This window comes from Dickeya sp. MK7 (assembly GCF_000406305.1).
GTDB classification, from domain to species: domain Bacteria; phylum Pseudomonadota; class Gammaproteobacteria; order Enterobacterales; family Enterobacteriaceae; genus Dickeya; species Dickeya fangzhongdai.
The window spans coordinates 3,359,591-3,371,319 of the sequence record NZ_CM001984.1 but is presented as its reverse complement, the minus strand read 5'-3'; the positions used below and the strand labels follow the sequence as shown (position 1 = coordinate 3,371,319).

Sequence of the window (11,729 nt, the reverse complement as noted above, 5' to 3'; positions counted from 1 at the left end):
ATAAGCCGGTCAGGCGGCGTACTTGAATGAGGCGTGGCTGCGAAGGGAGAGCGAATGCGGGTCGCGCGACTAGGGGGCTGGTTAGCGGCACGAATAATTAAGGAACACAGTCTAGGATACAAATCGGGAATCACGTGGTAGGCTGTAAGCCGGTGCTGATATTGTTATCAGATTGTAATGAATAGGGTGTAAGGGACGACGGTAGCACTGATGGTGTCCGTGTCACCCTGGCAGGCAATCAACAGGGAGACACAGAACCTGATGCAGACAACAGAAGTAGACCAGCGTCTGACGGACATCGACCCGCGCCTGATCATGGTGTTGGTGCCGGGGCTGCGCGACAGTGATGAAGAGCACTGGCAGAGTCACTGGGAGCGGCGGTTTCCGTTCTGGCGGCGTATTCGCCAGAAAGAGTGGTATCAGGCGGATCTGGACCGGTGGGTACTGGCGATTCGCCGCGAACTGGCGGCCTGTGATCGGCCGGCGGTGTTGATTGGTCACAGCTTTGGCGCGCTGGCCGCCTGTCATGTGGTCCAGCAAGGTATGGAAGGTATCGCCGGCGTGATGCTGGTGGCGCCGGCTGAACCCATGCGCTTTGAAATTGAAGATCGTATTCAGGCCGAACGACTGGCGGTGCCCAGTCTGGCGTTCGCCAGCCACAACGACCCGTTAATGACGTTTTCCCGCGCTGAATACTGGGCGCACGCCTGGGGCAGCGATCTGGTTGATGTCGGCGAGGGCGGTCACATTAATGCGGAGTCGGGGTTCGGCAAATGGGAATACGGACTGCAGCGGTTGGCCGCCTTTGCCGGGCAACTCGCGCCGGCAACCTGATATCGCTCCGGCGTGCGGGGACGTAAGCACACGTCTTCGCCGCGTTATAACCGTTTACCCTGTTATAACCATTTACCGCGTTATAATTATTCACCTCGTTATCATCATTCACCTCGTTATAACCAATATGCTGCCATTAGCACCGAATGGTCTGGCAGCGCTCTTCACGATGGTGTATATCCCTATTCCTTCTATTTATTACGCTGATGCCACGAATCGTCAGGCGGTGTCACCGTTCGATGCGGACAATGACGCCGTAGCCGTTCGTTGAGTTCAGCCGTTCACTTGTTGGGTGTCAACGAAAAGGAAAAAGCTATGCCAGATTTGTTTGATCCAATCCATATTGGCGCTATCAAGGCAGAAAACCGTATTGTCATGGCGCCGCTGACCCGCATGCGTGCTTTCGACCAGCGGATCCCCAGCGCGTTATCACTGGACTATTACGTTCAGCGCGCCAGCGCCGGGATGATCCTGACGGAGGCTACTGCCGTCACTCCGCAGGGCGTCGGCTATCCCAATACGCCGGGGATCTGGTCGGACGAACAGATCGAGGGCTGGAGCCGCATCAATGCGGCGGTACACGCGGCGGGCGGCAAAATGGTGCTGCAAATGTGGCACGTGGGGCGCATTTCCGACCCTGTTTATCTGGATGGCGACTTGCCGGTGGCGCCCAGCGCCATTGCGGCGGAAGGGCACGTGGCGACCATTCGTCCGTACAAGTCTTATGTGGTGCCGCGAGCGCTGGAAACCGAAGAAGTAGCCGCTATCGTGGAGGATTTTCGCCGGGCGGCGGAAAACGCCAAACGCGCTGGCTTTGACGGCGTGGAAATTCATGCCGCCAACGGTTATCTGTTCGACCAGTTCCTGCATGACGGCTCCAACCTGCGCACCGACCAGTACGGCGGTTCCATCGCTAACCGGGCGCGTTTTCTGTTGGATACGGTGGACGCCGTACTGACCGTGTGGCCGGCGGATCGGGTCGGCGTGCACCTGAATACCATGTCCAACACGCACTCCGTGCAGGATTCCGACCCGCAGGCGCTGTTCGGCTATGTGGCTGAGCAACTGAACGATCGCCAACTGGCGTTCATCTTTGTGCGTGAAGCGCTGGATACGCCGCAGCGCATTTTGCCGCTGATTCGCAAAACGTTCAGCGGCGTGGTGATCGCCAACGATGGTCTGACCCGTGGCGCCGCTGAGCAACTGTTGGCGGACGGCGAGGCGGATGCGGTGTCGTTTGGCCGGGTCTATATTTCCAACCCGGATCTGGTTGAACGCCTGCGTCGCGGCGCGCCGCTCAACGAGCTGAACAGTAATACTATCTATGGCCCAGGCGCGGAAGGTTACACCGATTACCCGGCGCTGGCGGAGTAACAAGCAATAGTCCTTAAGTACAGGATAAAGCATTTTTCCGGCGTCAAAAACTGTGCTGAGGTGAACGACTTCGCCGGATGCGCGGCAGGGAAGCCGCGCAAGCCCGTGTCGCGTCTGGAACGCGTCACGGGTGGTCCGAATAGCGAAGTCGAGCACCGAAGGCACCGCGAAGCGGCACAGTTTAGCCCCTAGCCAGAGGTCAAGGAGAGGCGGCGTTTGAGCCTCTTCTTGTCGTGCGTGCGATGAAGCGGCAAAGAAATGACACCGCTTATCCCGCACGAAACTATTCACTGACCGGACAAGCTTCACCATTCATAAAACAACATAGCTGTTTGTCAACAGCCTCAAAGGAGGCCATTGGCCTCCTTTCTCACATTACGGCTGAATAACGGCCGTGGTCAGCCGGGCGATGCAGCAGCGCCGCTGGCGCTCGTCCACGATCTCTATCTGCCAGACCTGCGTCTGGCGGCCCAGATGCAACGGTTGGCAGATGCCCCGAACCTCGCCCTGCGCTACCGCCCGCAGGTGGCTGGCGTTGATTTCTAGGCCGACTACGCTGGCGCCCGGTTCGGTACAGAGCCAGCCCGCCACCGACCCCAGCGATTCCGCCAGCACTACTGAGGCGCCGCCGTGCAGCAGGCCGAACGGTTGTCGGGTGCGGGCGTCCACCGGTAGGGTTGCTTCCAGACTGTTGTCCGTCATGTGGGTAAAGCGGATACCCAGATGGGACACCATGCAGTCATCGCTCATCTGATTGAGCGCCTCCAGTGAGGTGGCGCGTTTCCAGATCATGCTCATTTCTCCATGAAAACCGGTCATGCGCCCAGCGTGGCGCCGCCGTCGATTACCATATCCTGTAGCGTAACGTGGCTGGCGAGATCGGAAGCCAGAAACAGCACCGCATCGGTGATTTCGCGCGGATGGGCGATTTTGCCGAGCGGAATCCCCAGTTTGAACTGCTCGGGAAAACCGGCGATGGTGTGTTGTTCCGAGGCGGGGGAGTGCCACAGGCTGCGTTGCATCGGCGTGTCGGTGGAGCCGGGCGACACCAGATTGCAACGCACGCCGTATGGCGCCAGCTCCAGCCCAACGGTCAGGCACAGGCTGCGCAGCGCCGCTTTGGACGCACAATAGGCCGCCATGCCGGCCCGCGGTACATGCGCGGCGTTGGAGCCAATCGAGACAATCGCGCCGCTGCGTTGCCGTTGAAACTGCGGGATCAGCGCCTGAAACAGGTGAAAGGCGCCGCCGGCGTTAACATTCAGGCAATCCTGCCAGTCCTGCTGACTGAGCGCTTCGGTCTGGCCCATGCGCAGGATGCCGGCGCCGTTCACCAGCACATCCAGACGCGGTGTTTGCGCCAGCAGCGTCGCGCAGACACCGGCAACGGTAGCCGCGTTGCTGATATCCAATTCGATGGCGCGAAACGGCGGTTTGTCGGCGGAAAACGCGCGGTCGAATCCGGTGACGGTAGCGCCCGCGTCGGCGAAACGACAGGCAGTGTCATAACCGATGCCGCGCCCGGCGCCGGTCACCCACACCTGTTTGCCGTTGAAATCCAGCGTGACGCTCATGCTTCCTCCCGCTGAGGCTGACTAAGCAGTTGGTGCCAGTGGCGCAACGTGGGGTTTTTCACCAGCGCCACGAAGTCGAGGTCATGTCCCTGCTGACGCCAGCGGGTAACCAGCGACATGATGCGCACCGAATCCAGCCCGTAGTCCAGCAGGTTGTCGTCGTCGCCGATGTCATCGTCGTCATCCAACAGCGGCAGCAGCTCGGCGCGCAAACGCGCCAGGTCGTCATCCGCCTGCGGGGCGAGCGCTTCCAGCAGTTGCCCGCTGGTCAGCACCCGGCCGCAACGCCCGGCGGTGTAACGCAGCGCCATCAGGTGCTCTTCCTGAGAGAAATCCGCCAGCGCGTCGGCGATCATGAACGGTTTGATATCACGCATAAACGCATCGGTGGCGGTGGTCAGGCAACCGATGTGCGCGTATACCCCGCAGATAATCAGCTGATCGCGGCCTGCCGCTTTCAGTCGTTGTTCCAGATCGGAACGGTGGAACGCGCTGTAGCGCCATTTCACCAGCACGGTGTCGTCCGAATCCGGCGTCAGGGCCGCGGCGATTTGCTGTTGATCCGGGTGACGGTTCAGGCCCGGCCCCCACATGTCGTTGAGCAGCGCCCGGTCGGCGTCGCTCTGTTGGTTGGGTTGCGCGGTGTAGAACACCGGAATGCCCTGCTGGCGGCATGCCTGACGGATGAGCGCGACATTGGCGACCAACTGCTCGGTCAGCGGGCTGTTTTCTCCCCAGAAATTGAGGAAATAGTTCTGCATATCGTGAATCAGCAGGGCGGCTCGCGAAGCATCGACCGACCAGTTAACCTTGTTGACCGGCAATTGCTCCACGCCGGGAAGCGGGTAGGCGTTCAGTTTTGGAATAGCCATGGTTTATTCTCCTGCGGCGGCGGCCGCCACGCGCTGTTGCGCCAGCTGGCGTAACCGCTGTTTATCGACTTTGCCCACCGCGGTTTCCGGCAGGGTAGGCAGTTGTTCAAATCGGTCCGGCAGTTTGTAGTCGGCGATGCCCTGTTCGCGCAGATGGCGACGCAGCGCCACCGCTTTGAGCGGTTCGCGGGTGACCAGAAACGCGCAGCTTTTCTCGCCCATCATCGGGTCCGGCACCGCTACCAGTGCGGCGTTGATGACCGCCGGGTGACGCAGCAGCAGGTTCTCGATCTCCTCGGCGGCGATCTTTTCCCCGCCCCGATTGATCTGATCTTTTTCGCGGCCCACCACCTGCAAATAGCCATCCGCCTGCTGGATCACCAGATCGCCGGAGCAGTAAAAACCGTCATCGTTAAATACCTGGCGGTTGTGCGCCGGGCTGCGGTAGTAACCCCGGAAGGTGTAAGGACCGCGCGTCATCAGTCGGCCGGGTTCGCCGTGCGGCAACGGGTTGCCATCGGCATCGGCCACCCACACTTCGTCATCGTCGCTGATCGGGCAGCCCTGAGTGGTGAAACGGTGGGCATCGTCGTCGTCCAGTCGGGTGTAGTTCACCAGTCCTTCCGCCATGCCGAACACCTGTTGCAGCTGACAGCCCAGTTCCGCCGGCACCCGTCGCGCCAGCGCTTCGCTTAAACGCGCACCGCCGACCTGCAATACCTGCAAGCTTGCCAGCGCGCGGCGATCGCCGGATAACGCCACCGCTTCCAGCCACAGCGTGACGGCGGGCGGCACCAGCGCGGTCAGCGTGATCTGGTGTTGGGCAATCAGCGGGAAACAGCAGCTTGGGCTGGGGTCGCTCGCCAGCACCACCGTGCCGCCGGCGTAAAACACGCCCAGCGCGCCCGGCGAACTGAGCGGATAGTTGTGGGCGGCGGGCAGGGCGCACAGAAAGCGGGTGTGCGCGTCGACCCGACAAATCTCAACGCTGCCGCGAATGCTGTAGTAGTAATCGTTGTGGGTGCGGGGGATCAGCTTCGGCGTGCCGGTACTGCCGCCGGAAAGCTGGAAGAACGCCACCTGATCGGCGGGCGTCGGCGTGGCGGCCAGCAGGTCGCCGTCTTCCAGTAACAGCTGTGACAGCGCCTGCGCTGAGTCGGCATCGCCCCGCAGAATCACCTGCTGCAGCGACGGGCAGCGCCGGCGCAGATCGTCGATAAAGCTATCGTCGGCAAACAGCGGATGGCTGCGATCGGCGATCAACAGCGTCGGGGCTATCTGGTCGGCGTAGGCGCACAGCTCGCTGCGCTGATGGCTGAACAGCGCGTTCACCGGCACGATGCCGGCGCGCAGCAGCGCGAAGTAAGTCAGATAGAATTCGGCGGCGTTGCCCAACTGCACCAGCGCGGTCTGTCCCGGTTTGATCCCCCGGCGCTGCAGCGCGCAAGCCAGTTGCGCCACCTGCTGATTCATCTGTCGGTAACTGATGGCGCGCTCGCCGCAGATCAACGCGGTGCCGTCATTGTCGGCGTGTCGGGTCAGGATGTCGCCCAGCGGCACATCCTGCCAGTAACCCCGTTCGCGATAGCGCTGTTCCAGCTCGGGCGGCCAGCGGGTGAATTCAATCATCATGCTGCACACTCCTGATCCTGTCGCAGACCAAATGCGCGCAGCATGGTGCTCAATTTAACGCCGGTTTCGTGCCATTCGGACACCGGTTGAGAATCCGGCACGATGCCCGCGCCGGCAAACAGCCGTACCCGGTTTTGTCGGACTTCGCCGCAGCGAATGGTGACGACCCACTGACCGTTGCCTTCATCGTCGCACCAGCCGACGATGCCGCCGAACAGCCCGCGCGAGAACGGCTCCAGTTGGGCGATGCGATCTCTGGCCGCTTCGAAAGGTACGCCGCACAGCGCCGGCGTGGGGTGCAGCAGGCAGGCGATGGACAGCGCGTTTTCCTGCGGGTCCAGCACGTCGCCCTGAATCCGGGTAGCCAGATGCCACAGTACCGGCGTGCTCAGTAGCTCCGGCGTGTCCGGAATGGTCAGCGTCCGGCAGCGTGAGGCCAATACCCGGCGGATGTCATCGGTCACCAGCCGGTGCTCGTGGCGATCTTTGGCCGACGCCATCAGCATGCGGCGCAGGCGCTGGTCTTCCACCGGGTCGTCGCTGCGGCGGGCCGAGCCGGCCAGCGGTTGCGACACAATATGATGGCCCTGCTTGTTCAGCAGCAGTTCCGGGCTGGCTCCCAGCAGCGCGCCCTGTTCCAGCGGCACGTGGAAGTTATAGCTCCACGGGTTCTGGCGGTTGAGTTGCAGCAGCAGGCGAATCGAATCCAGCGGTTGCTCGGTATCGATATCCAGCAGGCGGGACAGCACGATCTTGTTCAGCTCGCCGCTGCGGGTCGCGGCGACCCCGGCGCTGACCATCTGGCAAAACGCATCCTGCTCCGGCACTTCGCGTATCTGACGCACGGTCAGCGGCGACGCGGACGGCGTGTCGTGCTGCAACGTCTCGCGTGCGAACCAGTGGGACTGTTGCGGCACGAACAGCCTGGCGGGCTGGCGTTTGTCGAACGGGATGGCGCCAACCAGCAACGGTCGGGCGATACCGTCCTGTCGGGCGCGGGCAAACAGCGTTTTTACCTGTTGCTGAACGTCGCCTTGCAGGTGACCGCCGTCTGCCACTGCCGTCGCCAGAGTGGCGTAACATCCGCGGGCATGCAGGCTGTTGTCGGGGGACAGAAACAGAAAGTCATCGTGCTGAAGCGTGCGTGCATCCAGCGATGAAGAGGTGGCTGCGAGCGTTGACACGGGGGTTATCCTTATGTCGTGAGTGAACAAAATGGTGGCGCGCAGGCGTCACCGCAGGGCGGGAAAACCCGCCCTGCCGCGTATTACCAGCTGTAGCTAACCGTGGCGACGACCGTGCGTCCGCTGCCGTAGAAGCAGGCGGTATCGCCGCCGCACGACGCCACATAGCGCTTGTCGGTCAGGTTGTTGACGTTCAACTGCACCGCAGCGCCTTTCAGTTGCGAGGCGAGCGAGCCCAGTTCATAACGCGCCATCGCGTCGTACAGGGTGTAAGCCGGTACCTTGAAGCTCTCCGCGTTATCGCCGTAGGTAGAACCGATATAACGCACGCCGGTGCCCAGCGTGACGCCTTTCAGCGGACCATTCTGGAAGCTGTAGCTGCCCCAGGCGGAAGCGGAATGACGTGGAATGGATGACGGCGTTTTGTTGACCTGGCTGGCGGTGTAACTTTCCTTGGTGACCGCATCGGTATAGGTGTAGGCCGCCATCAGGTTGATTTCCGGCGTCAGTTGCGAGTGAACTTCGGTTTCCACCCCTTTGGATTTCACCTTACCGATCTGCTCGTTGTATTTAGTCACGCTGTTGTACGACGTGATGTTTTTCTGCGTGATATCGAACAGCGATACGGTCAGCAGGGTATTACTGCCCTTGGGCTGGAATTTCACCCCCACTTCCTTCTGCTCACCGGTGGTCGGTTTAAAGGCTGGCGTGCCCGGCGCGCCGGAATCCAGGTTGGGTTCGAACGAGGTGCTGTAGCTGGCGTACGGTGAAATGCCGTTGTCGAAGGCGTATAGCAGACCAGCGCGGCCGGTGAATTTGCTGTCGTTTTGCTGGGTCGTGGTGCTGGTGGTGCGATCCTGCGTACGTATTTCGCTCCAGTCATGACGGCCGGACAGCAGCAGATTCCACTGGTTCCATTCCATCTGGTCTTGCAGATAAACGCCGACCTGATCGAGTTTTTTCTTGTAAGACTGGTTCAGTGCTAACTGACTGTCGCTGACCAGATAAGAACCGCCGTAGCTGGGGTTCGCCCAGTCAAAATTGTACTGGTTGCCGCTGTTGCGCCAGTAGTTGTAATCGCGGTCCTGCCATTTGTAATCCAGTCCGCCCAGCAGGGTATGTTCCACCTCACCGGTTGCCAGTTTGACCTTGATCTGGTTATCCAGCCCCAGTTCATCGGCGTTCAGTTCTTCGCGCACCTGACGGCGGGACAGGGAGGTATCGGAGATTTCCGGGTTACTCCAGGTATAAACCAGATACTTGTAGCGTTCCCGCAACTGGGAATAGCGAAGGTTTTGCTGGAAGGAAACGTTGTCATTGAAGGAGTGATCGAAAATATAACCGATGCCGATCTGTTCGCGTTTTGAGCGGTTGTAGTTAGGGTCGCTGACATTCAGGTCCTCTGGAATATAGCCAGCGCTGGCTTCGGTCACCGTACCGATTTTCGGCAGGAAATTGCGGTAACCGGCCTTGGGATCGTTCTGGTAGCTGGTCAGCAGCGTAAAGCTGGTGTCGCTGTTAGGCAGCCAGGTGATCGCCGGCGCGATGGCGACGCGTTTCTCTTTGTAATCCTTGACGAATTCATCGCGGGTGCTGGCGATGCCGTTGAGGCGATACAGCAGGGTTTTGTCGTCGTTGAGCGCGCCGCCGAAGTCAAACGCCGCTTCGCCCAAATGCTGGTTGCCGGCGCTGAACTGCACCTTGCGGATGGTTTCAGCGGTCGGGCGTTTGCTGGTCATGCTGATCAGCCCGCCGGGGTTAACCTGGCCGTACAGCACCGAGGCCGGGCCGTGCACCAGTTCCACTCGCTCCAGCAACCAGGGGTCGATTTTCCCCAGCGCGGCGCCCTGACCGCTCAGACCGTAGCTCAGGCCGTCGAGGAATTTCGGCGCGTAGCGGAAACCGCGGGCGATCACTTCATCGTTGCGGTTGGAAGAACCACGATAGTTGGTGACTACGCCGCTGGAGTAGTTCAGCGCGTCAGAAACAGAGGAAACCGCCTGCGCGTCCATCTGGTCGCGGGTCACGACGGTGACCGCTTGCGGAGTTTTTATCAGCGGCGTGCTGGTTTTGGTGCCGGAGGCGCTTTCTTTCGCCACGATGCCTTTCAGCGGCGCGGTGACGCTTTCACCGGCGTTGGCCGACACAATCATGGTATCGGTGCTGGTGGTGTCGGCCGCCTGCGCGTGCGCCGCCATCAGCAGAGTGGAAGCCAGCACGGCTGGCATCGCCTTTTTATTTCCCTGCCAAGACTTTAATTTTTTTAATTGTTCATTCCTGGTGCTATGCATCAGTTATCCCCTCCTGTGAAAGACCTTATTTTTTGTGTGTTTCAGGCTTTATATTCACCGGTCTTGTCATTCATCCCATTTAATCAATTAATTGACTTTAAATTCATCAGGTTAATTTTTGGTGGCGTGTTTTGTGACCGGAGTATGAGTTTGTTTGTCCCGCCAAAAATCGGGAATTGCATCTTATTGCAAATGTAAATGGTTCTCAATATTATTTCTCTTGTCTATAGAATTGTAAATCATCTAACCAACTCATTAGCTTGGTTAACTAAATGTAAGAAAAACGTAAAGGGGCAGACCCCGGGAGGTTTTGATGCCGGCAGCACAGCCGTCAGGTTTCGCCGCAACACTTTTGTCATCGCCTCAGGCAGGGGAAGAGGTCTGGTGGCAACAGGTTGTCAGGTTGGGAACGCCACTGGTGGAAGTACAGGATGCCGGGCGAGTGCGGGTGACGTTTCTCTGGCGCGATCCGGACGGTGACGAACGCTATTCCGCCATCCGGCGGGTGTATGCCGATATCAACGGCGTGACCGATCACCACAGCACCGATCCGCAGAGTCTGGAACGGTTGCCCGGCACCGATGTCTGGCACTGGTCGATGAGCATCGAGCATGACTGGCGCGGCAGCTATTCCCTGATTCCCATCGTGGCGGCGCAACTGCCGCCGGTGTTTAGCGACGATGAGCAACTGCGTGACGAACAGCAGCGGGAGTGGTGGTGTTCGCTGTTTCCCTGCGCGATCGCCGATCCGCTCAATCCGGGCCAGCCGTGGGGAGAACAACTGTCGGCCGCTCATATGCCGGCGGCGCCGTCGCAGCAGGCCTGGGGCGCGGTGGATAACGGCTCGGCGTTACCGCCGGATGCAGCCCGGCTGACGGTATTTGACTGGAAGAGCGAACAGCTCGACAACCAGCGCCGTATCTGGCTGTACGCCACTGGCAGCAACGAAGCGCCGGCCCGGCGGCCGTTGTGCATTGTGCTGGACGGGCAGAAATGGGCACAGGAGACACCGCTATTTGCCGCGCTGGACGCGGAAACCGCACAGGGCAATCTGCCGCCTGCCGTCTGGCTGTTTATTGACGCCATTGACGGGGAAACCCGCTGCCGGGAACTGCCGTGCGATGCCGCCTTCTGGCAGGCGGTGCAGGATGAATTATTGCCGCAGGCGGCGCGACTGGCGCCGTTCAGCGACGACCCGGACCGCACTGTGGTGTCCGGGCAGAGCTACGGCGGACTGGCGGCGCTGTACGCCGGCCTGCACTGGCCGCAGCGCTTCGGCCGCGTATTGACCCAGTCCGGCTCTTTCTGGTGGCCGAATCTGCAATTCATCACCGATTTCGACCTGCGCGACACGCTGGAACCCGGCGTGCTGGTCACGCAGGTAGGGCAGGGCGGACGGACGGCGTCGCCGCTGGTGATTTTTCAGGAAGCCGGGCGGCGCGAAGCCGATATCGCCTTCGTCAACCAACAGATGCATGACGTGCTGACGGCGGCGGGGCATCGGGTTCACCAGCGCGTGTATGCCGGTGGGCATGACACTCTGTGCTGGCGCGGCGGGTTGATTGACGGCTTCCGTTGGTTGCTGAGCGACGCGGGCTTACCGGCGGCGTCCCGGGATTAAGTATGCATGCTGCCGGCGTCTGACGGACGGCGGCGGCTCAATAACACGAGGTAATAACAATGAGTCAGGAACAACTTAATCCGTTTGACGATGATCGTCTGGCGTTTCTGGTACTGGTCAACGAACAGCAGCAATACAGCCTGTGGCCGGAGTTTGCAGCGGTGCCGGCAGGGTGGCGCGCGGTATACGGGCCGCAGTCCCGTGAGGCGTGCATCGCCTATACCGAAACCCACTGGCAAGACATGCGCCCGGCCAGTCTGCGGACCACTGAAGCCTAACCGGCGTTCACCAGTCAGGAATGTTTCCGTTGACGGAGTAAGGAAAACAACGTGTCAGAGCTATTCAAC

Annotated in this window: 10 protein-coding genes; 4 read left to right on the top strand and 6 right to left on the bottom strand. The window is 60.5% G+C overall.

Annotation, left to right across the window (positions count from 1 at the left end):
- Positions 1–261: 261 nt before the first annotated feature.
- Together DXXMK7_RS14475 and DXXMK7_RS14470 are read left to right on the top strand one after the other, a co-directional pair.
- Positions 262–834, top strand: coding sequence for an alpha/beta hydrolase (locus DXXMK7_RS14475; protein ID WP_038919706.1), 573 nt, complete (start codon positions 262–264; stop codon positions 832–834).
- A gap of 315 nt (positions 835–1,149) precedes the next feature.
- Positions 1,150–2,208, top strand: a complete 1,059-nt coding sequence (locus DXXMK7_RS14470) for an alkene reductase (protein ID WP_038919704.1) — start codon at positions 1,150–1,152, stop codon at positions 2,206–2,208.
- 375 nt (positions 2,209–2,583) lie between these two features.
- Here DXXMK7_RS14470 and DXXMK7_RS14465 read toward each other — a convergent pair whose 3' ends face one another.
- The 6 genes from DXXMK7_RS14465 to DXXMK7_RS14440 form a co-directional block, all read right to left on the bottom strand.
- A complete protein-coding gene (locus DXXMK7_RS14465) occupies positions 2,584–3,000 on the bottom strand; it encodes a hotdog fold thioesterase (RefSeq protein ID WP_038921061.1) in 417 nt (138 codons plus the stop codon).
- A 23-nt stretch (positions 3,001–3,023) separates the two neighbouring features.
- Positions 3,024–3,782, bottom strand: a complete 759-nt coding sequence (dhbA, locus tag DXXMK7_RS14460; protein ID WP_038919703.1) for a 2,3-dihydro-2,3-dihydroxybenzoate dehydrogenase — start codon at positions 3,780–3,782, stop codon at positions 3,024–3,026.
- Positions 3,779–4,654, bottom strand: coding sequence for an isochorismatase family protein (locus tag DXXMK7_RS14455; protein ID WP_038919702.1), 876 nt, complete (start codon positions 4,652–4,654; stop codon positions 3,779–3,781). Before DXXMK7_RS14455 ends, dhbA begins: the two co-directional genes overlap by 4 nt.
- Positions 4,655–4,657: 3 nt before the next feature.
- Positions 4,658–6,286, bottom strand: coding sequence for a (2,3-dihydroxybenzoyl)adenylate synthase (locus DXXMK7_RS14450; RefSeq protein WP_038919701.1), 1,629 nt, complete (start codon positions 6,284–6,286; stop codon positions 4,658–4,660).
- A complete protein-coding gene (locus DXXMK7_RS14445) occupies positions 6,283–7,470 on the bottom strand; it encodes an isochorismate synthase (protein ID WP_038667293.1) in 1,188 nt (395 codons plus the stop codon). The genes DXXMK7_RS14450 and DXXMK7_RS14445 overlap by 4 nt, the downstream gene beginning before the upstream one ends.
- An 83-nt stretch (positions 7,471–7,553) precedes the next feature.
- Positions 7,554–9,761 (bottom strand): TonB-dependent siderophore receptor, encoded by a 2,208-nt coding sequence (locus tag DXXMK7_RS14440; protein ID WP_038919700.1) that lies wholly within the window; start codon positions 9,759–9,761, stop codon positions 7,554–7,556.
- A 313-nt stretch (positions 9,762–10,074) separates the two neighbouring features.
- On the opposite strand from DXXMK7_RS14440, the gene fes reads away from it, so the two are divergent.
- Positions 10,075–11,382, top strand: a complete 1,308-nt coding sequence (gene fes, locus DXXMK7_RS14435; RefSeq protein ID WP_038919699.1) for an enterochelin esterase — start codon at positions 10,075–10,077, stop codon at positions 11,380–11,382.
- 59 nt (positions 11,383–11,441) lie between these two features.
- Positions 11,442–11,660 carry an MbtH family protein gene (locus tag DXXMK7_RS14430; protein WP_038667303.1) on the top strand — a complete coding sequence of 73 codons (219 nt, stop codon included), beginning with the start codon at positions 11,442–11,444 and terminating at the stop codon, positions 11,658–11,660.
- Positions 11,661–11,729 lie beyond the last annotated feature (69 nt).

Excerpts from the sequence above, each read along its gene's own strand:
- DXXMK7_RS14475 (WP_038919706.1), top strand. The coding sequence starts at position 262 with ATGCAGACAACAGAAGTAGACCAGCGTCTGACGGACATCGACCCGCGC.
- DXXMK7_RS14470 (WP_038919704.1), top strand. The coding sequence starts at position 1,150 with ATGCCAGATTTGTTTGATCCAATCCATATTGGCGCTATCAAGGCAGAA.
- DXXMK7_RS14465 (WP_038921061.1), bottom strand. The coding sequence starts at position 3,000 with ATGATCTGGAAACGCGCCACCTCACTGGAGGCGCTCAATCAGATGAGC.
- dhbA (WP_038919703.1), bottom strand. The coding sequence starts at position 3,782 with ATGAGCGTCACGCTGGATTTCAACGGCAAACAGGTGTGGGTGACCGGC.
- DXXMK7_RS14455 (WP_038919702.1), bottom strand. The coding sequence starts at position 4,654 with ATGGCTATTCCAAAACTGAACGCCTACCCGCTTCCCGGCGTGGAGCAA.
- DXXMK7_RS14450 (WP_038919701.1), bottom strand. The coding sequence starts at position 6,286 with ATGATGATTGAATTCACCCGCTGGCCGCCCGAGCTGGAACAGCGCTAT.
- DXXMK7_RS14440 (WP_038919700.1), bottom strand. The coding sequence starts at position 9,761 with ATGCATAGCACCAGGAATGAACAATTAAAAAAATTAAAGTCTTGGCAG.
- fes (WP_038919699.1), top strand. The coding sequence starts at position 10,075 with ATGCCGGCAGCACAGCCGTCAGGTTTCGCCGCAACACTTTTGTCATCG.
- DXXMK7_RS14430 (WP_038667303.1), top strand. The coding sequence starts at position 11,442 with ATGAGTCAGGAACAACTTAATCCGTTTGACGATGATCGTCTGGCGTTT.